Raw genomic sequence first — 24,395 nt, forward strand, 5'->3', positions numbered from 1 at the left:
CGAGCCTAGGAGGATCGCGGAGGCACCGCTAGACGGATCCGACCTGTGTCTGTGACGGCGAACACAAGAGGAGGAGCGTGATCGTCTCGTAACATTGCCCGCATGTCATCGACCGAGCTGCCGGGCGTACGGTCCACCGCCGAGCTGTCCTCCCAGGTGGGAGCTGTTCGAGTGGCCGAAGGGGAGCAGCTGCGCACCGTCACGCTGCCCGGCCTGGAACTGGCCGTCCGGGTCCGGCCGCCCCGGCGCACCGGGCTGCCGCCCGCTCTGTTCGTGCACGGACTCGGCGGTTCCTCCCAGAACTGGTCGGATCTGATGGCGCGACTGGCCGACACCGTCGACGGTGAGGCCCTCGACCTGCCGGGCTTCGGCTGGTCCCCACCACCCGCCGACCGGGACTACTCCGTCACCGCCTTCGCCCGCGCCGTGATCCGGCACCTCGACGCCGCCGGGCGCGGCCCGGTCCACCTGTTCGGGAACTCCCTCGGCGGCGCCGTCTCCACCCGCGTCGCGGCCGTCCGGCCCGACCTGGTGAGCACCCTGACGCTCGTCTCGCCCGCCCTGCCCGAACTGCGCGTGCAGAAGTCGGCCGTGCCGACCGCGCTGCTCGCCGTGCCCGGGGTGGCCGCGCTCTTCAACCGACTGACCCAGGGGCTCGGTGCCGAGCAGCGCACCCGCGGGGTGACGGAGCTCTGTTACGGGGACCCCTCCCGGGTGACGCCGGAGGGATTCCGCAACGCCGTCGAGGAGATGGAGCGGCGGATGGCGCTCCCGTACTTCTGGGAGGCGATGACCCGCTCCTCGCGCGGCATCGTCGACGCCTACACCCTCGGTGGCCAGCACGGACTGTGGCGACAGGCGCAGCGGGTTCTCGCGCCCTCGCTGCTGGTCTACGGTGGCCGGGACCAACTGGTCTCGTACCGTATGGCGCACAAGGCGGCCGCGGCCTACCGCGGTTCGCGGCTGCTGTGCCTGCCCGAGGCCGGACACGTGGCGATGATGGAGTACCCCGAGGTGGTGGCCGCCGCCTTCCGGGAGCTGCTGAGCGACACCGGGACGGGCGAGAGTGACCGATATAGCGAAGACGGCAGAGGCTGAGGACCGTGGGACGACATAGTCGCAAGGGCCCTGCCCCAGCTCCGGCTCCGGCCGCCGCCCCGGCACCCGCCCGGCCGCAGCCGGAGCCCGCGCCCCTGCCCTACGAGGAACCGTCCGCCGGGTACTGGCCCGAGCCGACCGTCACCCACCAGGGATACGTGCCCCAGGACCGGTGCCACGCCGACGCGCGGACCGGCGGCCACCCCCAGCAGTACGAGTCCGACGACGTGTGGGGGGCCCACCCCGACTCCGTGTACGGCGACTGGCGCGGAGTACGGCGCCCGCACGAGGCCGCCGCGCCCGCGCCCAGGCCGGCACCCGGGCCCGCGCCCACGGCCTACCGCGACAGTGACACCCCGGCCTTCGGGACGCCCGCGGTGGGCTTCCCGCAGGTCACCCTGACGCCGCCGGCCGCATTCGACCTGGACCCCGTCACCTCCACCGGCGCGCAGCCCCGGGTGCCCGGACCGCGCAAGCCGGTCGATCCGGTGGCTCCCGCGGCGCCCGAGGACGCCGACGACGGCGCCGAGGAGCCCGCCGGCCGCGGCCGGAAGGTCCGTACGTACACGGGCATGGCCGCCGTGGCCGTCACCACCGTCCTCGCCGTCGTCGTCGCCGGCCAGGTGACCTCGGACGGCGACGCCGAGAAGTCCGGCGCGCAGGCCGCCGGCAACAGCCGCGCCGACGCCGGCGCCTCCCGTTCGGACGACCGCTCGACCCCGCCGCAGGCGGTGGCGCCGGCTGCGCCGTCCGCCGCGCCCGAGGTGGAGCTGACGTACGAGCAGAAGATGGCCCAGCAGCTGCCGATCGACGCGAAACTCGCCGGACCGGGCACCTTCGACACCGTGCCCGGGGTGGCCAAGGCCCCCGGCAAGGGCAAGCTCGTGCGCTACCGGGTCGACGTCGAGCAGGGTCTCGGCCTGGACCCGCAGCTGTTCGCCGAGGCCGTCCACCGCACCCTCAACGACCCGCGCAGCTGGGCCCACAACGGCGAGAAGACCTTCGAGCGGGTGCCGGGCGGCGAGGCGGACTTCGTGATCACCCTGGCCAGTCCCGGGACCACCGGGGTCTGGTGCGCCAAGTCCGACCTGGACACCACCGTGGACAACGTCTCCTGCGACTCCGCCTCGACGGACCGGGTGATGATCAACGCGTTCCGTTGGGCGCAGGGTTCCGCGACCTACGGGCCGGACCAGATGTTCGCCTACCGGCAGATGCTCATCAACCACGAGGTCGGACACCGGCTCGGACACGGCCATGTGAACTGCCGCACCCCCGGCGCGCTCGCGCCGATCATGCAGCAGCAGACCAAGTCCCTCGACATCAACGGCATCCAGTGCAAGGCCAACCCCTGGGTGTTCCCGGAGAGTTGACCGACGGGCCGGATCCCCGCCCGAGGGTCGGGCGGGGATCCGCGTTGACAATCCGTCCGATCATCGGCAATCGTTCTCCGCATGTCGCACCACCACACCACCACTGCGAGCGCCGCCATCGAGCTGGCGCTGCTCGGTGTGACCGCGCACAGCGTGGCCGACATCTTCTGTCGCTGACCCCCCTGGGCCGTGCGGCCCGGGAGGTGTCCCCGACCCGCGAGCGCCGCGACCTTCCGCCTTTCCACCGCCGCGCCCGGGTGTACGTACGCCCGCAGGTGCGGCTTCCTCATGTCTCGGTGTCCGATCCGGCGCCGTCGTCGACCGCTGCCCCTCGCGTGGCCCTTCCGCCCTTCCTTCACGCCGAGAGGTCTCCACACCCATGTCTTCCGCCGGACCTGCCCGTCATCTCATAGCGCGCCGCGTGGCCGCCGTCACCGTCAGCCTCGTCCTGGCCGGGGGCGCCGCGGCCTGCGGGCCCAAGGACGGTACGGACAAGGCCGGTTCGGGCGACAAGCCGGGCGCGGCCGGGGGTGCGCCGCAGAAGGGCGGCACCCTGACCGTCCTCAACTCCGAGCCGCAGAGCGACTTCGACCCGGCCCGGCTCTACACCTCGGGCGGCGGAAACGTTCCCTCGCTGGTCTTCCGCACCCTGACCACCCGCAACCGCGAGGACGGCGCGGCCGGCACCAAGGTCGTGCCCGACCTGGCCACCGACACCGGAAAGCCCAACGCCGACGCCACCGAGTGGACGTACACGCTCAAGGACGGGCTGAAGTACGAGGACGGCTCCCCGATCACCTCCGCCGACATCAAGTACGGCATCGAGCGGTCCTTCGCCGCCGAGCTGTCGGGCGGCGCCCCCTACCTGCGGGACTGGCTGGTCGGCGGCGAGAGCTACGAAGGCCCGTACAAGGACGGCGGCAAGGGGCTCGACTCGATCCTCGTGCCCGACCCGAAGACGATCGTCTTCAAACTCCGCAAGCCCGAGGGCGAGTTCCCCTTCGTCGCCACCCAGACGCAGTTCGCGCCCGTCCCCAAGGCCAAGGACACCGGGGTCAAGTACGAGGAGCACCCCGTCTCCTCCGGCCCGTACAAGGTCGTCAAGAACGACAACGACGGCGAGCACCTCACCCTGGAGCGCAACGAGCACTGGGACGAGAAGACCGACGAGGAGCGCAAGGCCTACCCGGACAAGATCGACGTCCGCTCCGGGTTGGACGCCGCCGTCATCAACCAGCGCCTGACCACCAGCTCCGGCCCCGACGCCGCCGCCGTCACCACCGACACCAACCTGGGACCCGCCGAACTCGCCCAGATCGGCGACAACAAGGAGCTCGCCGCACGCGTCGGCACCGGCCACTTCGGCTACATCAACTACCTGGCCTTCAACCCGAAGGTGGCCCCCTTCGACAACCCGAAGGTGCGCCAGGCCATCTCCCACGCGATCAACCGCACCAGCGTGATCAACGCCGCCGGCGGATCCGCGCTGGCCGAACCGGCCACCACCTTCCTGCCCGAGCGCGAGGCCTTCGGCTTCACCCCGTACGACCACTTCCCGGCAGGGAAGACCGGCGACCCGGCCAAGGCCAAGCAGCTGCTCGCCGAGGCGGGCTTCCCCGACGGCCTCACCGTCACCCTGACCCACTCCACCGCGCAGAACCGCCAGACCAGCCCCGAGGTCGCCACCGCCGTGCAGCAGGCCCTCGCCGCCGCCGGCATCACCGTCAAGCTGGAAGGCCTGGAGAACAACGCCTTCAACGAGAAGCGCTGGGACGCCAAGAACACCCCCGGCTTCTTCCTCTCCCGCTGGGGCGCCGACTGGCCGTCCGGCGGCCCCTTCCTCGCGCCGATCTTCGACGGCCGACAGATCGTGACCAACGGCTCCAACTACAACCACGCGCAGCTGAACGACCCGGCCGTGAACACCGAGATCGACGAGATCGCCAAGCTGACCGACCTCGCGGCGGCCGGCAAGCGCTGGGGCGCGCTCGACAAGAAGATCGGTGAGCAGGCCCTGGACGTGCCGCTCTTCCACCCCGTCTACAAGCGACTCGTCGGCAAGGACATCAAGAACGTCGTCATCAGCGACTGGACCGGCGTCCTCGACATCTCGCAGGTCTCCGTCAAGTGAGCCTCGCCCTGAACGAGCCGGCGCGGCAGCCGGTGCCCGCGCCCGCGCCCGGGGCTCCCGCCCCGGGCGCGGGCACCGCGCGCCAGGTCCTGCGGCGCCTGCGCCGCCGGCCCGCGGCCCTCGCCGCCGCCGGGGTGCTGACCCTGCTCGTCCTCCTCGCCCTCGCCGCGCCCCTGCTCGCCCACCTCACCGGGCAGGACCCGAACGCGTACCACGACGACCTCGTGGACTCCGCGCGCGGCGGGGTACCGCTCGGCTCCTTCGGCGGGATCTCCGCCGACCACCTGCTCGGCGTCGAGCCGGGCACCGGACGTGACCTGCTCACCCGGCTGGCGTACGGGGCGCGGATCTCCCTGCTCGTCGCCCTGGGCGCCGTCGTCGTACAGACCCTCGTCGGCGTGGGCGTCGGACTCGCCGCCGCCCTCGGCGGCCGGTTCGCGGGCCAGCTCATCGGCCGGTTCACCGACGTGATGATCGCGCTGCCGATGCTGGTGATCGGTATCGCCCTCACCGCGGTCGTCCCGCCCGACTTCCCGCGGCCGCTGCTCCTGATCCTCATCATCGGCCTGCTCGACTGGGGCGGCACCGCCCGCATGGTGCGCGCCCAGGCCCTCGCCCTGCGCGGCCTCGACTTCGTCGACGCCGCCCGCCTCTCGGGCCGCGGCACGCTCGGCATCGCCCGCCGCGAACTGCTGCCCTCGCTCGCCGCTCCCGTCATCACCTACGCCGCGATCAAGGTGCCCACCGCCATCGTGGCCGAGGCCTCGCTGTCCTTCCTCGGCGTCGGCGTGAAGCCGCCCACCCCCTCCTGGGGACAGATGCTCTCCAGCGCCCAGACCTGGTTCCGCGCCGACCCGACCTACGTCCTGCTCCCCGCCGGACTGCTCTTCGTCACCGTGCTCGCCTCCACCGTGCTGGGCGACGCCGTCCGCACGGCCCTCGACCCGCGCGAAGGCTCCCGCCTGCGGGTCGGCACCAGAAAGGAGCGCAGGGCGTGACCCGCTTCGTGCTCAAACGGACCGGCGGCGCACTCCTCGTGCTGCTCACCCTGTCCGTCATCGTCTACGCCCTCTTCTACCTCGCACCCGGCGACCCGGCCCGCCTCGCCTGCGGAGAGCGCTGCAACCCGGCGCAGATCGCCCAGGTCCGCGAACAGCTCGGGCTGAACGAATCCGCCCTCACCCAGTACCTGCACTTCCTCCAAGGGCTGATGGCCGGCCGGGACTACTCCGGCGGCGCCGGCCTGGTCCTGCACTGCGACGCGCCCTGCCTGGGATTCTCGTACCAGAACGACCAGCAGGTCACCGGACTGATCCTGGACCGGCTGCCCGCCACCCTGTCGCTGGCGCTGGGCGCGCTGGTGATCTGGCTGGTGGTCGGCGTCGGCACCGGACTGCTGTCCGCGCTGCGCCGCGGCGGGATCACCGAGCGGGCCCTGACCGTCCTGACCCTCGCCGGGACCGGCACCCCCGTCTTCATCCTCGGTCTGCTGCTGCTCATGACGGTGTGCGCCTACCTGCAGTGGCTGCCGTTCCCGACGTACGTGCCGCTGACCGAGGACCCCGAGCAGTGGGCCTGGAACCTGCTCCTGCCCTGGGTGACCCTCGGCTTCTTCGAGAGCGCCAAGTACGCCCGCCTCACACGCAGTTCGACCCTGGAGACGCTCGCCGAGGACCACATCCGCACCTTCCGCGCCTACGGGGTGGGGGAGCGGGCCGTCGTCACCCGGCACGCGGTGCGCGGCGCCGTGGCCCCCGTGATCGCGCTCAGCGCCGTGGACTTCGGCACGATGATCGGCGGCGCCGTGCTGACGGAGTCCCTGTTCGGCATCCCCGGCCTCGGCAAGACCCTCATCGACGGGGTGAGGGTCGTGGACCTGCCCGTCGTGGTCGGCGTCGTCCTCGCGATCGGCACGGCCGTGGTCCTCGCGGGCGCGATCGCCGACCTGCTGTACGCCGCCGCGGACCGAAGGGTGACCCTCGCATGACGCACTCACTGGTGGAGGTCACCGACCTCGTCGTCGACTTCCCCGTCGGCGGGGCGGGGGAGCACGTACGGGCCGTGGACGGGGTCTCCTTCACCCTGGAGGCCGGCCGGGCCCTCGGCGTCGTGGGCGAGTCCGGCAGCGGCAAGTCCACCGTGGCCGCCGCCCTGCTGGGACTGCACCGCGGTACGGGCGCCCGCCTCGGCGGCACCGTCCGGGTCGGCGGCACGGACGTCGCCGCGGCGTCGACGGCCGAACTGCGCCGACTGCGCGGCGGGACCGCCGCCATGGTCTTCCAGGACCCGCTGAGCTCCCTGGACCCGTACTACGCCATCGGCGACCAGATCGCCGAGGTCCACCGCATCCACGCGGACGTCTCCCGACGGGCCGCCCGGGCCCGTGCCGTCGAGGTGCTCGACCGAGTGGGCATCCCGGACGCGGCACGCCGCTCCCGGGCCCGCCCGCACGAGTTCAGCGGCGGCATGCGACAACGGGCCCTCATCGCCATGGCGCTCGCGTGCGAGCCGCGGCTGCTGATCGCCGACGAGCCGACCACCGCGCTGGACGTCACCGTGCAGGCCCAGATCCTCGACCTGCTGCACGGACTGCGCGAGGAACGCGGGCTCGGGCTGCTGCTGGTCACCCACGACGTGGGAGTGGCGGCGGAGAGCGTGGACGAGGTGCTGGTGATGAGGGACGGAGCCACGGTGGAACGGGGACCGGTGGCCTCCGTCCTGGCCACGCCGGCCGAGGCCTACACCAAGGCCCTGCTGGCCGCCGTACCGAGACTGGACGGGCCGCGCCCCGCGCGGGGGGCCGCGGGTGAGCAGGCGCGGCGCCGTTCCCCGGGCACCGCCCAGGTCCCCGCTCCTCGAACGCCGGCGGGGCCGGACGCGTCCCCGGCGGGGCCGGACGGGAGGCGGGAAGTGCCGCCCGTCGTCGAGGCCTTCTCCCTGCGGCGGGAGTTCGGGCGGGGACGGCGGAAGGTCGCCGCGGTCGCCGGCGTCTCCCTCGCCGTGCACGCCGGCGAGACCCTCGGGATCGTCGGCGAGAGCGGCTCCGGCAAGAGCACGCTCGGACGGATGCTCGTCGGACTGCTGGAGCCCGACTCCGGGCAGGTGCGCCGGGACGGCGCCCCGGTCACCGGCATCGCGAACGGCGTGCAGATGGTCTTCCAGGACCCGGTGTCCTCCCTCAATCCGCGCCGCTCGGTCGGCGAATCCGTCGCCGACCCGCTGCGCGCGGCCGGCGAGCGGGACGAGGCGGCCGTCCGGGCCCGGGTGGAGGAACTGCTCCTGCGCGTCGGTCTGGAGGCCGGGCACTACGACCGCTACCCGCACGAGTTCAGCGGCGGCCAGCGCCAGCGCGTGGGCATCGCGCGGGCACTCGCGCCCAGGCCCCGGCTGATCGTCTGCGACGAACCGGTCTCCGCCCTCGACGTGACCACCCAGGCGCAGGTCACCGCCCTGCTGGCGGAGCTCCAGCGGGAGCTGGGCATCGCGCTCGTCTTCATCGCGCACGACCTGGCGGTGGTCCGGAAGGTCAGCGACCGGGTGGCCGTCATGCGGGCCGGGGAGATCGTCGAGGAGGGTCCGGTGGACGAGGTCTACGACCGCCCGACCCACCCGTACACCCGGCAGTTGTTGGCCGCCGTACCCGCCCTGGATCCCGCGTTGGCGGCCGGTCGCCGCAGGACGCGGCAGGAGGTCTTCGCGTAACGGGACACCGGCGCCCGGGCCGCCCGGAGGCTGTACTTCTAGCGTGCTCGAACGCGAACCGTACGGGAAAGTTACGACTCTTCACCCCTTCCGGTGGCGCGACGGACAACCGTCCGTCGCGCCTTCGGCATATCCGCTTGAGTTCTCCCGCGGCGGGTCGCCTGACCGAACGGCGACCGCCTGAACGGGAGATCGGGGGTGCCACTCGTGCGGATCGGACTGCTCACGGAAGGTGGTTATCCGTATGCGACGGGAGAGGCGAGGCTGTGGTGCGACCGGCTCGTGCGCGGTCTCCCGCAGCACGAGTTCGAGATCTACGCACTGAGCCGCAGCGCCGAGCAGGAACGCGCCCGGGTGCCCCTGCCCGAGCACGTCACCCGCGTCCGGACGGCCCCCCTGTGGGCCCCCGCCGACGACGGGCGGACCTACTCCCGCCGGGAGCGCCGACGGTTCGTGGACTGCTTCAAGGAACTCGTCCAGGGGATCTGCACCGGTGAGGCACAGCCCTTCGCGGCCGGGCTGTACGGGCTCGCCGGACTCGCCCGCGAACAGGGCGGGATGTACGCGGCCCTGCGCTCCGAGTCCGCGGTGCGCGCCCTGGAGTCCGCCTGCCGGGCGCCGGGCGCGGCCCGCACCGTACAGAGCGCGCAGGTGGCCGACCTGCTGGAGTTCGTGGACGAACTGGAGGTCATGCTCCGGCCGTTGTCCCTCGACTGGTACGAGGAGAACACCCAGGCCGGGGGCGGTCTCGGCGAGGCCGACATCTGCCACGCGACCGCCGGCGGCGTGGCGGCGCTCCCCGGACTCCTGGCCAAACGCTTCTTCGGGGTGCCGCTGCTGGTGACCGAGTACGGGGTCCAGCTCCGGGCCCACTACCTGGCCCAGCTCGACACCCGCGGCGAGCCGGGGACCCGCCCCGCCGTCCGTGCCCTGCTCGCCGCCTTCCACCTGCGGCTGGCCACCGAGATCTACGCCCGCGCCGACTTCCTGACCCCCGGGAACGCGCACGCCCGGCGCTGGCAGGAGCGGTGCGGAGCCACCCGGGAACGGCTGCGGACCGTCCACCCCGGGATGGAGGCGGACCGATTCGCCACCGTCGGCGAGGCCGCGGACTGCGGGGACCCCGACACCCTGGTGTGGGTCGGCCGGGCAGAGCCCGCCAAGGACCTCATCGCCCTGCTGCACGCCTTCGCCGAGGTCCGCCGGGCCGCGCCCGCCACCCGACTGCGGATCTTCGCCACGGCCGTGGTCCCCGACTACCTCGCCGGCTGCCGTGCCCTGGCCGCCCAGCTCTTCCCCGACGAGGCCGCCGACTCGGTCACCGTCGGGGAGAACCCGGTCACCTTCGAGGAGATCGGCGGACCCGAAGCCCCCACCACGGCCGAGGCGTACGGCGCCGGGCGCGTCGTCGTCCTGTCCTCCGTGATCGAGGGCTTCCCGGTCACCCTCGCCGAGGCGATGCTCTGCGGGCGCGCCACCGTCTCCACCGACGTGGGCGCGGTCTGCGAGGTCATCGGGGGCACCGGACTCGTCGTCCCGCCGCGCAACCCCCGGGCGCTCGCCGAGGCCTGCCTGTCCCTGCTGAGGGACCCCGAGCGGGCGCAGCGGCTCGGCGCCGCCGCCCGGGCGCGGGCCCTGGAGCTCTTCACCGTCGAGCAGAACGTGGCCGCCTTCCAGGAGATCTACCTGCGGTTGCTGGCCAAGGGCTCCGTACGGCCGGACGGCGAGATCCCCTTCGCCAGCCCCCCGGAGGCCCGGGTGCCCGGCCACTGGACCAGCCCGACCTGGGCCCCCGCCCCGGAGCCGTCCCCGGAGGCCGCCGTATGACCCCCGTCGACCCCCGAGTCACATCCCTGCCGACCCCTCCAGCGGCACCTTCAGCCGTGCCGGCGCCGCTATCAGCCTCGCCGGCGTTTGAGGCGCGGGGTCCGGGGCGGAGCCCTGGCAGCGGCGCCGCAGATGTGATGCCGACCCCCGGTGAACGGTCCGGCGCGGCGCCGTTGCCAGGGGCGCCGCCCCCGGACCCCCGCGCCTCAAACGCCGGCGAGGCTGGAATGGTCCCCGAACCGGCCGTGCGGCCGGTTCGGCGGCGCGGCGGTGGGGATCCCGTCAAGGCCCTGCTGCATCGGCACCGGGAGCTGTGCGAGCGCGCCGTGGACCCGCTGGAGATCGCCGCCGGGCTGGAGGCCCACGGCATCACCGACCGCACCGCCGCCCGCTTCCGGCACCGGGACGTCTTCTCGCTCGCCGAGGAGCTGTACGCGCGCAGCCCCCACGAGGCGGTCGCCGCCGCCGCGCCCACGCTGGTCCCGGCCGGCCCCGCCGCGTTCCGCGGCTTCGGCTACGCGCTGCTGCCCGGCGCCCTCGCCTGCGCCGCGGCCGCCGCCGGGCAGGCGTGGGCCGGGGCCGCGGCCGTGGCCGCCGTCGCCGCCGCCCTGGTGTGGCCCGGGCGGGCCGCCGGGGGCCGGTTCCCCTACGTGGCGCACCTGTTGGCCGCGGCCGTCGCCGGCTGGGCCGTCCACCGGCACGGCACCGCCCTCGCGGTCGGCCTCGCGCTGGCCGTCGTCCCCGGGCACCTGGCCGCCGTCGCCTTCGCCGCCGGGGCGCGGGCCCGGCTCGACGGGAGCCGCGCCCTGGAGGACTTCGCGGACCGGGCCCGTCCGCTGCTGCTGGCGGCCGTCGCCCTGTTCACCGGGGCCGCCACCGCGGCCGCCGTGCTCGCGGGCACGCCGCTCCCCGTGGCGGTTCCCCTCGCGTTGCTGCTGTTCCTGACCCGGCTCCTGCTGCGGCACGGAGCCCACCGCGCACCCGTCTGCGCGGGGCTGGTCCTCGCCCTGGTCCCCGTCCCCGCGGCGGCCCTCGCCGCCGCGGCCGGACTCCTCGTACACGCCGTACTCGCCCTGGCCCGCGCCTCCGCGCATGCGCGGCCCTGACGTCCTCGGACGTCCCCAGACCTTCGGAGCCGACGCCGAGGCGCTTTACCCGTACCCCGCCCCAACCGTTCGACCATCCGTCCACAAGGAGAAACAGACATGACCGGCCAGCCAACCAACCAAGGGGTCACGCGATGAGGGTGCTGCTGATCGGAGCCAACGGATACCTCGGCCGCTACGTCGCCGACCGGCTGCTCGCCGACCCCGCCGTCCAGCTCACCGCGCTCGGCCGCGGCGACGACGCCGACGTCCGATTCGACCTCGCCACCGGCAGCCCCGGCGCGCTCACCCGCTTCCTCGACGCCGTCCATCCGGGAGTCGTCATCAACTGCGCGGGCGCCACCCGGGGCGGGGCCCGGGAGCTCACCCGGCACAACACCGTCGCCGTCGCGACGATCTGCGAGTCGCTGCGCCGCAGCGGCTGCGGCGCCCGGCTGGTGCAGCTCGGCTGCGCCGCCGAGTACGGGCCCAGTCAGCCCGGATCGTCCACGGCCGAGGACGCCGTGCCGAGACCGGGTGGGCCGTACGGCGTGAGCAAACTGGCCGCCACCGAGCTGGTCCTGGGCTCCGGGCTGGACGCCGTCGTCCTGCGGATCTTCTCGCCCGTCGGCCCCGGCACCCCCGCCGGATCCCCGCTCGGCCGGCTCGCCGAGGCCATGCGCCGCGCGATGCAGGCCGGCGACGGCGAGCTGAAGCTCAGCGGGCTCGGCGTGCAACGCGACTTCGTCGACGTACGGGACGTGGCGCGGGCCGTGCACGCCGCCTCGCTGTCCGCCGCCCAGGGCGTGGTCAACATCGGCACGGGCCGCGCGGTCCGGCTGCGCGACGCGGCCGCGGTCCTCGCCCGGGTCGCCGGGTACGGAGGAGCCCTGCACGAGCTGGACGTCCCGCACGGCGGGCCCCAGCAGGCGCACGGGCACCCCGGCCGTCCGGCCGGACTCGCCACCATCGGCTCCCCGCGCTCGGAGGCCACCGCCGAACAGATGGCCGCCGCGGCGCCCCAGCCGTACCCCTACCCGGACGGCTGCGGAGCCTGGCAGCAGGCGGATGTCCGTACCGCCCGGGACCGGCTCGGCTGGCGGCCCCGGATCAATCTGGAGGAGTCCCTCGCGGACATCTGGATGGAGGCGGCGTGCCGCATCTGACGACGCCGCCGGGGTCCATGACCGCCGCCGCGACCGAGGCCGGCCGCCTCGGTCTCGGCATCCCCGGTTACGCGCACCCCCTGCTCGCCCCCGTCGAGTGGGCCGAGTTGACCCGCCCCGGCACCCCGCTGCACTGGGCCGTGCTCAACGTGGCCGACGGCCCGGGCGGGCGGCCCGACCCGCACTGCACGGAGGCGGCCGCCAAGCTGCGCCGCGCGGGCGGCATGATCCTCGGCCATCTCGCGATGCGAGACGGATCGCGGTCCTTCGGGGAGCTGATCTCCGACGCCCACCGCTTCCGCGACTGGTACGGGGTCGGCGGCTTCTACCTCGCCGGGACCCCGGCCGACAAGGCGGACCTCGCCTCGGTGTGCCGGGTCGTGGACTCCCTGCGGGGCCTCGGCGAGGACCTGAGGATCGTGCTCGGGCACGGCACGCACCCGTACGAGGGCTACGCGGAGGCCGCGGACCAGCTGGTCACCTTCTCCGGGGCCTGGTCCGACTACCGCTGGTCGCAGGTGGCCGAGTGGACCGCGGACCATCCGGCGGAGCGGTTCTGCCATCTCGTGCACGGGGTGCCGCGCGCGCATCTGGAGGAGGCGATGCGCATCGCCCGCTGGCAGGGGGCGGGCACCATCTGGTTCACCGACCGGCTCGGGGCGCGCGGCAGCGACCCGTGGGCCTCCATGCCCGCGTACTGGGACGAAATCGTCTCACGCATCGGGACAGGTGTCTTGGAATGAAGACGGCCGTGGCAGTGTTACGGAGAGAACAACCATTCAGTTCGCTCCCTGCACCTGCGGGGATGCTCCCACCTCCGGAGTGCCCGTGTCGCTGCCACCGCTGGTCGAGCCAGCAGCTGAGCTCACCGTTGACGAGGTCCGCCGGTATTCGCGGCACCTGATCATCCCGGATGTCGGGATGGACGGCCAGAAGCGCCTGAAGAACGCCAAGGTGCTGGCCGTGGGTGCCGGCGGTCTCGGTTCGCCCGCCCTCATGTACCTCGCCGCGGCCGGTGTCGGCACGCTGGGCATCGTGGAGTTCGACGAGGTCGACGAGTCGAACCTGCAGCGCCAGATCATCCACAGCCAGGCGGACATCGGCCGTTCCAAGGCCGAGTCGGCCCGCGACAGCGTGCTGGGCATCAACCCGTACGTGAACGTGGTCCTTCACGAAGAGCGGCTCGAAGCCGAGAACGTGATGGAGATCTTCAGCCAGTACGACCTCATCGTCGACGGCACGGACAACTTCGCCACGCGCTACCTGGTGAACGACGCCTGCGTGCTGCTGAACAAGCCGTACGTGTGGGGCTCGATCTACCGCTTCGACGGCCAGGCCTCGGTCTTCTGGTCCGAGCACGGCCCGTGCTACCGCTGCCTCTACCCGGAGCCCCCGCCGCCGGGCATGGTCCCGAGCTGCGCCGAGGGCGGCGTGCTGGGCGTGCTCTGCGCGTCCATCGGGTCCATCCAGGTCACCGAGGCCATCAAGGTCCTCACGGGTGTCGGTGAGCCGCTGGTCGGCCGCCTGATGATCTACGACGCCCTGGAGATGCAGTACCGCCAGGTCAAGGTCCGCAAGGACCCGGACTGCGCGGTCTGCGGTCCGAACGCGACCGTCACCGAGCTCATCGACTACGAGGCCTTCTGCGGCGTCGTGTCGGAGGAGGCCCAGGAGGCGGCCGCCGGTTCGACGATCACTCCCAAGCAGCTCAAGGAGTGGATCGACACCGACGAGCCCATCGAGATCATCGACGTCCGTGAGATCAACGAGTACGAGATCGTCTCGATCCCCGGCGCGAAGCTGATCCCCAAGGGCGAGTTCCTGATGGGCACCGCCCTCCAGGACCTGCCGCAGGACAAGCGCATCGTCCTGCACTGCAAGACGGGTGTCCGCAGTGCGGAAGTCCTCGCGGTGCTGAAGTCCGCGGGCTTCGCGGACGCGGTGCACGTCGGCGGCGGCGTGATCGGCTGGGTCCACCAGATCGAGCCCGAGAAGCCGGTCTACTAGAACGACGCCCCGGGCCCACCGGTGGTGACCGAAGGGGCCGTACCTCGTGATCGAGGTACGGCCCCTTCGGCGTTCCCGGCCCCAGCCCCAGCCCCAGCCCCGGACGCGCACACGGCCCGGATCAGGCGGGCGTCGGCTGCTCCGGTGTCCGGGGCGGCGCCGTCGGGTTCGCGGCCGCGGTGCAGACGGTGCCGTCGGCCGGCGGCTCGCCGTCCAGCAGATAGGTGTTGACCGCCTTCTGCACGCACGGGTCGCCGCTGTTGTACGCGCCGTGCCCCTCACCCTTGTAGGTGAGCTCCACGCCCACGCCGGGCCCCAGCCGCTCCACCATCTTGTGGGCGCCCTCGTACGGGGTGGCCGGGTCGCCGGTGTTGCCGATCACCAGGATCGGCTCGGAGCCCGGAGCCGAGACGTCGGGGGTCTCCCAGGTGCCGGCGACCGGCCAGCCGGTGCACGACATCATGGCCCAGCCGAGGAGGTCCCCGAAGACCGGCGAGGCGGCGCGGAACTCCGCCAGCTTGGCCTTCGTCTGCTCCAGGGTGTAACGCTCCTTGTCGTCCACGCAGTTGATGGCCGTGTTGGCCGCGCCGATGTTGCTGTAACGCCCCTGCTGGTCACGGCCGTTGAGCGCGTCCGACAGAGCCATCAGCAACTGCCCCTGACCGCCCTCCGCCTCGTCGAGGCCCTGTTCCAGCAGCGGCCACAACTCCTGGGAGTACAGGGCCTGCGCGATGCCGTTGGTCGCCTGGGTCTCGGTGAGCATCCGGTCCCCGATGCCGGGGATCGGCTTGGCGGCCAACGCCTTCTGCAGCTTGATGATGTTGGCCTCGATCTCCTTGGGCGTGCTGCCCTGGAGCCGGCACTCGTCACCGCGGTCCACGCAGTCCTGGGCGAAGTTGCCGAGCGCGAGCTGGAAGCCCTTGGCCTGGCCCAGGGCGCTCTCCTCGGCGGTCTTGGTCGGGTCCACGACGGCGTCGAAGACGGCCCGGCCGACGTTCTTGGGGAAGAGGTGGGCGTAGACCCCGCCCAACTCGGTGCCGTAGGAGATGCCGAAGTAGTTCAGCTTCTCGTCACCGAGGGCCTGCCGGATGCGGTCCAGATCACGGGCGGCGTTCTCCGTGCCGACGTGGGGGAGCAGCTTGGCGGAGTTCTTCTCGCAGGCCTCCTGGTACGCGCGGATGTTCTCGACGAAGGCCTTCTCCTCCTCCGGCGTCTCGGGGGAGGAGTCCTCGCTGAAGTACTGGTCCAGCTGCTTGTCGTTCTCGCACAGGACCGGATCGCTGCCGCCCACCCCGCGCGGGTCGAAGCTGACCAGGTCGTACCGGGCGCGCAGGGCCTCGTACTCCTTCGCGGCGCCCGGCAGCGTACTGATCCCGGAGCCGCCGGGGCCGCCGAAGTTGAAGACCAACGAGCCCAGTCGATTCTTCTGGTCCCGTGCCTTGGCCCGGATCAGGGCGATCGGGATCGTCTCGCCCTCGGGCTTCGCGTAGTCGAGCGGGACGTCGAGGGTGGCGCACTGCCAGTCCTTGGGCGGGGCCTGACCACCGCCCTGCGCGGCGGTCGGGGCCTCGCAGTCACCCCATTTCAGGGGCTTGACCTCCGGGGTGCCGTCGGCGCTCGTCTTCTTCCCGTCGCCGTCGCCGGAGCAGGCGGCCGTGGCGAGCATCCCGGCGGCTAGCGTGGCGGCGGCGGTGACCCGCCAGGCGTGTGTCGGCATGTCCCCATCCTGTGCGCCCCGTGGCGAGCCCGCCCGCGCGCTGACCCGAACGGGGGGCGGGGCTCCTCCCCGGCCCACGACGCCCCGCGCCCGGCCCCGGGCCGCCTCGACGGCGCAGGGAGCCCGGGTGAGCGCGGCGGGGAAACCCGGGTGCGGGTGCCGTGCGGCCACCCGTAGGCTGCGCTCGCCCTGAGGGCCGGCGCGCCGAGTCGGCCGCGGAACGGAGATGCACGGTATGACCGGTCAACTGTTCGCGATCTGCTTCCACACGACCCGGCCCGCGGACCTCGCGCGGTTCTGGGCCGGGCTCTTGGGTCGGGAGACGGCCGACGGCGCGGACGGCGACGTCGTGATCCTGCCTCCGGACGCCGCCGGGTTCCGCATCCGCTTCGTTCCGGGCCAGGAGCCGAAGACCGGCCAGAATCGGGCCCACTTCGACCTGACCAGCACATCCCCGGACGATCAGCGCCGGACGGTGGCCCGGGCACTGGAACTCGGCGGCCGGCACATCGACGTGGGGCAGCTTCCGGAGGAGGGGCACGTGGTGCTCGCCGATCCCGACGGCAACGAGTTCTGCGTCATCGAGCCGGGCAACAAGTTCCTCGCCGACACCGGTGTCATCGGCGCGCTGGCCTGCGACGGAACACAGGAGGTCGGCTACTTCTGGAGTCAGGCCCTGCGGTGGCCGCTGGTCTGGGACCAGGACCAGGAGACTGCGGTCCAGTCGCCGGACGGCGGGACGAAGATCACGTGGGGTGGTCCTCCGGTGCCGCCGAAGACGGGCCGCAACCGGCTGTACCTGGAGCTGGCGCTCCCCCCCGGCGCCGACGCGCGGGCGGAGATCGACCGCCTGCTCGCGCTCGGTGCGCGGCGCGCCGACACCGCTGCCGTCACCGGCGAGGGCGAGAGCCGGGACGTTCCGATGCTCGACCCCGACGGCAACGAGTTCTCCGTACGGATGCCCCGGTAGCGGCGGCGCGCTCGAACCGGCACCGCCCCCGCCGGCCGGAACTTCCGGCCCCGCCGGCGCCCCCGGCGCGGGCGCGAAGCGCCGTAGCGGGTACGGGGGCGACCCGGTGCCGCATCCGCCGGCCGGAGCCGAATCCGCCGACCCGGCCGGAGGTCAGATGGCTTCCTTGCGGGTCAGGAAGTTGAAGGAGATCCACCCCGGCAGGACCGGCAGCCAGAACGTCATCAGGCGGAACAGCAGGACCGCCGAGAAGGCGACCTCCTTCTCCAGCCCCGCCGCGATCAGACCGAGGGTCAGGGTGGTCTCCACCGCGCCCATACCGCCCGGCGTCGGAGCCGCCGAGCCCAGCGCGTTGCCCGCCAGGAACACCACGGCGATGCTCGCGTAGCTGATGGCCTCGCCGCCCCCGAAGGCGCGGATCGACGCGTCCAGGCACATCACGAAGCAGCCGGTCAGCAGCAGCATCCCGCCGATGCCGGTCAGCAGCTTCTTCGGCCGCTGGAGCACGTCCAGCATGCGCGGCACCACGCCCGCGAACAGCGCCCGTACCCGGGTCACCACGAATTTCCGCAGGAACGGGACGGCCGTGACCACCAGGACCAGTACGGCCACCGTCAGCAGACCCGCGATGACGGCTCGGGACGGGGTCATCTCCGGCGTCTTCTCGGTCCCGGTCAGATAGCCGAAGGACAGCAGCAGCACGATGTGGCTGGCCAGCCCGAACAGCTGGGAGGCGCCCACGCTCGCGACCGCCAGCCCCGGCCGGACCCCCGCCCGCTGGAGGAACCGGGTGTTCAGCGCGACACCGCCGACGGCCGCCGGGGCCACCAGCTTCACGAACGACCCGGCCACCTGCGCGATCACGGTCCGCAGGAACGGCACCCGCTCCGGAACGAAGCCCAGCAGGCTCATCGCCGCCGCGAAGTAGGTCAGTGCCGAGAAGGCGAGCGCCGCCCCGACCCAGCCCCACTCCGCCTCGGAGATGATCGTCGCGAAGTCCACGTGGGCGAGCTGCGTGAGCAGGAAGTACAAACCGAAGGCGCCCGCGATGAACGAGACGAGCGTCCGCGGCCGGATCCGCTCCAGCCGGGCCGGCTCCACCGGGGCCTGCGGGCGGATCAGCAGTACCTGGTGGCGGATCTGGGTCAGCAGATCCTCCTCGCGGGCCCCGTCCAGCGCGTCCTCCAGGGCCTTCTTCTCGGCCTTGCGGTCGGCGGCGGCCGAGGCGGAGACCGGTGTCGCGGAGGCCGCGGACTCCGCCTCGCGCGCCGCCTTCGCCGCCCGCGAGGACTCCAGTACGGCCTCCCGCTGCCGCTCCGCCCGCTCCCGGGCCAGCTTGCGCAGCGTCGCCCGGGTGGAACGGCTCAGCGCGATCGGCTGCAGCAGCGGCAGACAGTCCGCGACCGCGTCCGGGCCGAGCACCGACACGGCCGAGGCCACCGCGCGCTCCGCGCCGACCCGCAGGCCGATCGTGGTCAGCAGCTGGGCGATGTCCATGCGCAGGACCAGGTCGCCCGCGGCGATCTCGCCGCCGCGCAGGTCGGTGAGGATGACATTGCCGGAACGATCCACCACAAGGGCGTCCCCGGTCAGCCGCCGGTGCGCGATCCGCCGCGACTGCAGGGCCTGTACCTGCTCCCACGTGTGGTGGATCAGCTCGTCGGTGATCTCCTCGTCGGCGAGCGCGTCGAGGGCCCGGACGTCCAGGTGCTCGTACACGAGCATCACCGCGTCCGGACCGAGCTCGGAGGTGGCGATCAGCTTCGGCGCGTTCGCCCCGGCCGCGATGGCCGCGTAGGCGAGGAGCGCCTCCTGCTCCAGCGCCTGGCGCAGCGACTGCAGGCTGCGCCCGGTGGTGATGCCGCGCAGGGTGAGCCGGCGCCAGACCCGGTAGAAGAAGCCGTGGGCCTGCTGCTCGCGGTCGACGATCGTGACGTCCAGCGGCGGCCCGTCCTCCAGGGTCACGTGGTAGCGGCGCCCCCGGTCGTTGGCCTCGGAGGGTTCGGGGCCCTCGGGCATCTCGGCGCGCATCGCGCTGACCGGCTGGAAGCCGACCCGGCGCAGTCCGGCGAGGAGGTGCTGACCGGTGGGGCGGACGTTGGGCGAGCCGACGGCGTACAGGGTGCCGTAGGCGACGCTCCAGCCGATCAGCACCGTGAGGATGATCGAGAAGGGGGTGGTGTAGCCGTTGACCAGCATGGCGAAGGCGTTGAGCAGCAGGACCATCCACAGGGCGACGCGCCAGTGGGGTCTGCGGGTCATCCCGACCGCGGTCATGTACGCGATGACGGGCGCGAGGTAGCCGTGCACCGGGTCGGTGAGGGTGCCACCGGCCGCGGGGCGGGTCAGGGCGTCCTGGATGGTGTCGGGGGCGGCCTGCGAGACCCACAGGTCGGTGGCGAGGGTGACGCCGTGCGCGAGGACGGCGGCGAGCACGCCGTCGGCGATGCGCAGCCCGTCGCGTTTGATCAGCCGCTCGATGGCGAAGGCGACGGGCAGCAGCAGCACCGCGATGCTGGAGACCAGGGCGGCGACCTTGATCAACAGGGCGGGTGCCTGGCCGGTGCCCTTGCTGATGTCCTCCTCCAGACCCACGGTGGTGCCGTGGGCGAAGGCGGCGATCGCGAGGAGGACGGCGATCCCGAGGATGCCGACGAGCAGACGTACGAGGTCGGACGGTCGGTGCACGCGGGCGGCGAGCAGTGGTTCGTCGACCTCGACCCGGTCGGCGTCCGTGGTGGCGTGACCGTGCGCGCCCTCCGCGGCCGCGGAGGCCTTGGCTCCGGTGGCTTTGGCTCCGGTGGCTTTGGCCCTGGTGGGCCGCGCGTCACCGGCCTCGGCCTCGGCGGGCGTCGTCCCGGCGGGCGTCGCTCCGGCGGGTGTCGTCCCGGCGGGCGTCGTCCCGGTGGCCGCGGCCTCGCCGGTGCGGCCGGCACCGCCGTCGGGGCGCGGGGGCTCCGGACGGGGCTCGGGGACGGGTTCGGGGCGGGGGGCGCGGCCGTCGTCAGGGCGTGCGCCGTCGTCGGTCGCCGCGCCGTCCGGAGGGCTCACACCCTGCTCCTTCGTCGTCACATCCGTCTCTTCTTGATCACGTATCACCAGTCACCGCCCGGAAGATGGTGGCACGGACCGACGGGTCGGCGGGGCATCAGGGTGCGCGCCGGTGCGGAAGCGAGACCTCCGCCCGAGCGCGGCCGACGTACTGCACCATGTGCCGAATGAGTGAGGAGCTGCCCGCGTACGCGGAGCGCGTACTGGAGGTGGCCGAGCGTATTCCGCCCGGCCGGGTGATGACATACGGGGACGTCGCCGAATGGCTCGGCGAAGGAGGACCGCGCCAAGTCGGGCGTGTCATGGCCTTGTACGGGGGAGCCGTGCCCTGGTGGCGCGTGGTGCGGGCGGACGGCCTGCCGCTGCCCGGACACGAGGTGCGCGCCCTGGAGCACTACCGGACCGAGGCCACCCCGCTGCGCCTGACGGCGGGCGGCGAGCCACGGCTGGACATGCGCCGGGCGCGCTGGGACGGGTCCCCCGGACAGGACGGCGGACAGGGCGACGGACGCGACGAGGCTCACATCTGACAGCTTCGGCCATGCGAGGCCCGGACGGGCGATCGGGCGACGGCCCGAACGCCCGTCCGGGGTACCCGGGGGGACTGCGCGGCGTCGGCCCGTTGCCGTAGCGTTGCCTCTTCGGCTTCCGCGGCGGCTTCCGCCCGAGCCGTCACGGCAGCACCGCCACCGCCACGCCCCGCAGACCCACCAGGACCGGCACCTCACGTGATCACCTCTTCCTCGGACCGCACCGAACGGCGGCGTACGCGGACCCCCGACGCGTACCGCCTCGTGCGCACCGGGCCGGAACGGGTGGATCCCCCTGTGCTGGACGCAGCGCAGCGGGCGGTGGTTGACCACGCCGGCGGACCACTGCTGGTCCTCGCCGGACCGGGCACCGGGAAGACGACCACGCTGGTCGAAGCCGTCGCCGCCCGGGTGGAAGCGGGTACCGACCCCGCCCGGATTCTCATCCTCACCTTCAGCCGCAAGGCGGCGGTGGAACTGCGCGACCGGGCCGCCCTGCGCCTCGGCGGCGCGCGCGCCCCGCAGGCCACCACCTTCCACTCCTTCTGCTACGGACTCGTCCGCGCCCACCAGGACACCGACCTCTTCGCCGACCCGCTGCGGCTGCTGTCCGGCCCCGAGCAGGACGTCATGGTCCGCACCCTCCTGGAGGGCCAGCGCCGGATCCGCTCCATCCGCTGGCCGGACGACCTGCGGGCCGCGCTGACCACCCGCGGATTCGCCGACGAGGTTCGGGCGGTCCTCGCCCGAGCCCGCGAGCTGGGCCTCGGGCCGCAGGCCCTCTCCTCGTTCGCCGACCGCATCGGCCGCCCGGACTGGAAGGCGGCGGCGGCCTTCCTCTCCGAGTACCTCGACGTCCTCGACATGCAGGGCACGCTGGACTACGCGGAGCTCCTGCACCGGGCGGTGCTCCTCGCGGAACGCACGCCGGCCCTCGCCTCCGCCTACGACGCGATCTTCGTGGACGAGTACCAGGACACGGACGCCTCGCAGCTGCGACTGCTGCGCGCCCTGACCGGCCCGGGCGGCACGCTGGTCGCCTTCGGCGACCCGGACCAGTCGATCTACGCCTTCCGCGGCGCAGACATCAACAACATCCTGGACTTCGAGTCGGCGTTCCCCGGCGCGCGGGTCGCGGCCCTGACCGTCGGCCGCCGCTCCGGAGCGGCCCTGCTGGCCGCCACCCGGCTGCTCACCACCCGGATGCCGGTCCCGCGCCTGCCGGCCGAGGCGGTCCGCGCCCACCGGAATCTCACGCCGGCGCGGGACGGCGGCCGGGTGGAGGTCTTCACGTACCCGACGGCGGGCGCCGAGCTGGACAACATCGCCGACATCCTGCGGCGGGCCCACCTGGAGGACGGGGTGCCCTGGCAGGACATGGCCGTCCTGGTCCGCGCGGGCGGCCGCACCCTACCGGCGATGCGCCGCGCCCTGATCTCGGCGGGGGTCCCGGTCGAGACGGACGGCGCGGACACCCCGCTGCGCCACGAACCGGCGGTCTCCCCCCTCCTGACGGCCCTCCGCGTCGCGGCCACCGAGGCCGAACCGGCTACGGACCCCGTGCCCCCCACCGGCTCCGCCGCCGCAGCGACGCCGGACGCGGGCCCCTCGGGAGCCGACCCCGACGCCGTCGAGCCCGGCTCTGCCGACGCCGAGCCGGGTGCCGGCGACCCCGCCGAAGGCGACCAGGCCGGCGAGCTCGCTCGCGCTGTCGGGGTGGGTGGGCGGGAAACATCCCCCGCCGGAGACGAGCCCGACGCCGTCGTGGAGGGCCCGGGACCTGACCCCGCGAGCCCGGCCGACCCCGCCGGAGGCGAGCCGGTCGGAGGCGAGCCGGTCGGAGGCGAGCCGGTCGAGGCCGCCCTCACCCTGCTCGCCTCCCCCCTCGGCGGGATGGACGCCGCCGACCTGCGGCGGCTCGGCCGCGCCCTGCGGGACGAGGAGCGCGCCGCCGGCGTCAAGGTGCCCGCGCCCTCCGACGTCCTGCTCGCCCGCGCCCTCGCCGAGCCGGAACGGCTCACCGCGCACGATCCCGCCTACGCCCGCGGCGCCCAGCGCCTCGGCCTGCTCCTGCGCAAGGCCCGCGAACTGCTCCAGGGCGGCGGCACCGCCGAGGAGGCCCTGTGGGTCCTCTGGGACGGCACCCCCTGGCCGCAGCGGCTGGAGCGCAGCGCCCGCCGCGGCGGCGCGGCCGGCCGTAACGCCGACCGTGACCTCGACGCGGTCTGCGCCCTCTTCGACACCGCCGCCCGCGCCGAGGAACGCACCGGTGGCCGCGGCGCGCTCAACTTCCTCGAACAGCTGGAGGCGGAGGACATCGCCGCCGACACGTTGACGGCCCGCGTCACCCGCTCCGACGCCGTCCGGCTGATGACGGCCCACCGCTCCAAGGGACTGGAGTGGTCCCTCGTCGTCGTCGCCGGCGTCCAGGAAGGCCTGTGGCCCGACCTCCGCCGCCGCGGCTCCCTGCTGGAGGCCGACCGCATCGGCCGTGACGGCCTCGCCGAGCCCCTCACCCCCGGCGCCCTGCTCGCCGAGGAGCGCCGACTGTTCTACGTCGCCGCCACCCGCGCCCGCGAACGCCTCGTGGTCACCGCCGTCAAGGCCCCCGCCGACGACGGCGACCAGCCCTCCCGCTTCCTCACCGAGCTCGGCGTCCCCCCGCGCGACGTCACCGGCCGCCCCCGCCGCCCGCTCGCCGTCGCCGCGCTCGTGGCCGAGCTGCGCGCCACCACCGTCGACCCCGACGCCTCGCCCGCCCTGCGCGACGCGGCCGCCCGCCGCCTCGCCCGCCTCGCCGCGCTCACCGACGACGAGGACCGCCCCCTGGTCCCCGCCGCGCACCCGCAGCGCTGGTGGGGCCTGTACGAGCCCACGCGTAGCAGCGTCCCCCTCCGCGACCGGGACCGGCCCGTCGCCCTGTCCGGCAGCGCCCTGGAGCAGCTCGCCAACACCTGCTCCCTCCAGTGGTTCCTCGGCCGCGAGGTCAAGGCCGACACCCCCTCCACCGCCGCCCAGGGCTTCGGCAACGTGGTGCACGTCCTCGCCGACGAGGTCGCCTCCGGCCGTACCCCAGCCGACCTGGCCGTCCTCATGGAACGCCTCGACTCCGTGTGGGACGCCCTCGCCTTCGACGCCCCCTGGAAGTCCCGCCAGGAGAAGGACAACGCCCGCGCCGCCCTGGAGCGCTTCCTGCGCTGGCACACCACCGACCGCGGGGGCCGCGAGGCCGTGGCCACGGAGCACGAGTTCGACGTCACGCTCGAAGCCGGCGAGGTCGCCGTCCGCATCCGGGGTTCCATGGACCGGGTCGAGTCGGACCCGCAGGGGCGTGCGTACGTCGTCGACTTCAAGACCGGCAAATCCGCGCCCACCAAGGACGAGGTCGACCGGCACCCCCAGCTCGCCGTGTACCAGCTCGCCGTGCGCGAGGGCGCCGTCGACGAGGTCTTCGACGGCCTGCGCCCCGCGTCCGGCGGCGCCGAACTCGTCCAGCTCCGCCAGGCCGCGCCCAAGAAGGAGGGCGGCGACACGGTCCCGAAGATCCAGGCCCAGCAGCCGCTCGACGGCGAGTGGGTCGGCGATCTGCTGGCCACCGCCGCCGGCCGGGTCCTGGACGAACGCTTCGCGCCCGCGACCGGCCGCCACTGCGACCACTGTTCCTTCCGCAGCTCGTGCAGCGCCCGCCCGGAGGGCCGCCAGACCGTCGAGTGAGGTCGGCGGCCGCAGCGGTCGGCA

At 73.6% G+C, this 24,395-nt stretch carries 17 protein-coding genes; 15 read left to right on the top strand and 2 right to left on the bottom strand.

Annotated elements, in window-relative coordinates:
- Window positions 1-102: 102 nt before the first annotated feature.
- The 12 genes from OG624_RS26475 (at window position 103) to moeZ (ending at window position 14,389) form a co-directional block, all read left to right on the top strand.
- A complete protein-coding gene (locus OG624_RS26475; RefSeq protein WP_033218559.1) occupies window positions 103-1,098 on the top strand; it encodes an alpha/beta fold hydrolase in 996 nt (331 codons plus the stop codon).
- A 5-nt stretch (window positions 1,099-1,103) separates the two neighbouring features.
- Window positions 1,104-2,471, top strand: a complete 1,368-nt coding sequence (locus OG624_RS26480; RefSeq protein ID WP_371639917.1) for a DUF3152 domain-containing protein — start codon at window positions 1,104-1,106, stop codon at window positions 2,469-2,471.
- An 81-nt stretch (window positions 2,472-2,552) separates the two neighbouring features.
- On the top strand, window positions 2,553-2,648 hold the full coding sequence (locus OG624_RS26485) for an Ms4533A family Cys-rich leader peptide (RefSeq protein ID WP_323183545.1): 96 nt from the start codon (window positions 2,553-2,555) through the stop codon (window positions 2,646-2,648).
- A 202-nt stretch (window positions 2,649-2,850) separates the two neighbouring features.
- Window positions 2,851-4,602, top strand: a complete 1,752-nt coding sequence (locus OG624_RS26490; protein WP_208869326.1) for an ABC transporter substrate-binding protein — start codon at window positions 2,851-2,853, stop codon at window positions 4,600-4,602.
- A complete protein-coding gene (locus OG624_RS26495; RefSeq protein WP_078909179.1) occupies window positions 4,599-5,600 on the top strand; it encodes an ABC transporter permease in 1,002 nt (333 codons plus the stop codon). Before OG624_RS26490 ends, OG624_RS26495 begins: the two co-directional genes overlap by 4 nt.
- Window positions 5,597-6,589, top strand: coding sequence for an ABC transporter permease (locus OG624_RS26500; RefSeq protein WP_033218563.1), 993 nt, complete (start codon window positions 5,597-5,599; stop codon window positions 6,587-6,589). The genes OG624_RS26495 and OG624_RS26500 overlap by 4 nt, the downstream gene beginning before the upstream one ends.
- On the top strand, window positions 6,586-8,304 hold the full coding sequence (locus tag OG624_RS26505) for a dipeptide ABC transporter ATP-binding protein (RefSeq protein ID WP_033218564.1): 1,719 nt from the start codon (window positions 6,586-6,588) through the stop codon (window positions 8,302-8,304). Before OG624_RS26500 ends, OG624_RS26505 begins: the two co-directional genes overlap by 4 nt.
- A gap of 207 nt (window positions 8,305-8,511) precedes the next feature.
- Entirely contained in the window at window positions 8,512-10,131 is a 1,620-nt protein-coding gene (gene pelF, locus OG624_RS26510; protein WP_033219049.1) for a GT4 family glycosyltransferase PelF, read from the top strand.
- 227 nt (window positions 10,132-10,358) lie between these two features.
- Window positions 10,359-11,237, top strand: coding sequence for a hypothetical protein (locus tag OG624_RS26515; RefSeq protein ID WP_051763098.1), 879 nt, complete (start codon window positions 10,359-10,361; stop codon window positions 11,235-11,237).
- A 134-nt stretch (window positions 11,238-11,371) separates the two neighbouring features.
- Window positions 11,372-12,382: an NAD-dependent epimerase/dehydratase gene (locus OG624_RS26520; RefSeq protein WP_033218566.1), complete on the top strand. Its 1,011-nt coding sequence runs from the start codon at window positions 11,372-11,374 to the stop codon at window positions 12,380-12,382.
- The gene (locus tag OG624_RS26525; RefSeq protein ID WP_033218568.1) at window positions 12,370-13,125 is read left to right on the top strand and encodes a spherulation-specific family 4 protein; all 756 of its coding nucleotides are present in this window, start codon (window positions 12,370-12,372) and stop codon (window positions 13,123-13,125) included. Before OG624_RS26520 ends, OG624_RS26525 begins: the two co-directional genes overlap by 13 nt.
- 85 nt (window positions 13,126-13,210) lie before the next feature.
- Window positions 13,211-14,389, top strand: coding sequence for an adenylyltransferase/sulfurtransferase MoeZ (moeZ, locus tag OG624_RS26530; RefSeq protein WP_030011110.1), 1,179 nt, complete (start codon window positions 13,211-13,213; stop codon window positions 14,387-14,389).
- Window positions 14,390-14,510: 121 nt separating this feature from the next.
- Here moeZ and OG624_RS26535 read toward each other — a convergent pair whose 3' ends face one another.
- The gene (locus tag OG624_RS26535; protein WP_051763099.1) at window positions 14,511-16,106 is read right to left on the bottom strand and encodes an alpha/beta hydrolase; all 1,596 of its coding nucleotides are present in this window, start codon (window positions 16,104-16,106) and stop codon (window positions 14,511-14,513) included.
- 235 nt (window positions 16,107-16,341) lie between these two features.
- Here OG624_RS26535 and OG624_RS26540 point away from each other — a divergent pair, with 235 nt between their 5' ends.
- Window positions 16,342-17,076, top strand: coding sequence for a VOC family protein (locus OG624_RS26540; RefSeq protein WP_033218569.1), 735 nt, complete (start codon window positions 16,342-16,344; stop codon window positions 17,074-17,076).
- Window positions 17,077-17,229: 153 nt separating this feature from the next.
- Here OG624_RS26540 and OG624_RS26545 read toward each other — a convergent pair whose 3' ends face one another.
- Window positions 17,230-20,127 carry a lysylphosphatidylglycerol synthase transmembrane domain-containing protein gene (locus tag OG624_RS26545; RefSeq protein ID WP_078909180.1) on the bottom strand — a complete coding sequence of 966 codons (2,898 nt, stop codon included), beginning with the start codon at window positions 20,125-20,127 and terminating at the stop codon, window positions 17,230-17,232.
- Window positions 20,128-20,294: 167 nt separating this feature from the next.
- On the opposite strand from OG624_RS26545, the gene OG624_RS26550 reads away from it, so the two are divergent.
- Complete coding sequence (locus tag OG624_RS26550; RefSeq protein WP_033218574.1) at window positions 20,295-20,657, top strand: MGMT family protein; 363 nt, start codon at window positions 20,295-20,297, stop codon at window positions 20,655-20,657.
- 201 nt (window positions 20,658-20,858) lie between these two features.
- The gene (locus OG624_RS26555) at window positions 20,859-24,371 is read left to right on the top strand and encodes an ATP-dependent helicase (RefSeq protein ID WP_371640877.1); all 3,513 of its coding nucleotides are present in this window, start codon (window positions 20,859-20,861) and stop codon (window positions 24,369-24,371) included.
- Window positions 24,372-24,395 lie beyond the last annotated feature (24 nt).

It is taken from the genome of Streptomyces virginiae, assembly GCF_041432505.1.
GTDB classification, from domain to species: Bacteria; Actinomycetota; Actinomycetes; order Streptomycetales; family Streptomycetaceae; genus Streptomyces; species Streptomyces virginiae_A.

Bases quoted from the DNA above. Each gene is read 5' to 3' on its own strand.
- OG624_RS26490 (WP_208869326.1), top strand. From the start codon at position 2,851: ATGTCTTCCGCCGGACCTGCCCGTCATCTCATAGCGCGCCGCGTGGCC.
- OG624_RS26540 (WP_033218569.1), top strand. From the start codon at position 16,342: ATGACCGGTCAACTGTTCGCGATCTGCTTCCACACGACCCGGCCCGCG.
- OG624_RS26520 (WP_033218566.1), top strand. From the start codon at position 11,372: ATGAGGGTGCTGCTGATCGGAGCCAACGGATACCTCGGCCGCTACGTC.
- OG624_RS26550 (WP_033218574.1), top strand. From the start codon at position 20,295: ATGAGTGAGGAGCTGCCCGCGTACGCGGAGCGCGTACTGGAGGTGGCC.
- OG624_RS26535 (WP_051763099.1), bottom strand. From the start codon at position 16,106: ATGCCGACACACGCCTGGCGGGTCACCGCCGCCGCCACGCTAGCCGCC.
- OG624_RS26505 (WP_033218564.1), top strand. From the start codon at position 6,586: ATGACGCACTCACTGGTGGAGGTCACCGACCTCGTCGTCGACTTCCCC.
- OG624_RS26515 (WP_051763098.1), top strand. From the start codon at position 10,359: ATGGTCCCCGAACCGGCCGTGCGGCCGGTTCGGCGGCGCGGCGGTGGG.
- OG624_RS26485 (WP_323183545.1), top strand. From the start codon at position 2,553: ATGTCGCACCACCACACCACCACTGCGAGCGCCGCCATCGAGCTGGCG.
- OG624_RS26475 (WP_033218559.1), top strand. From the start codon at position 103: ATGTCATCGACCGAGCTGCCGGGCGTACGGTCCACCGCCGAGCTGTCC.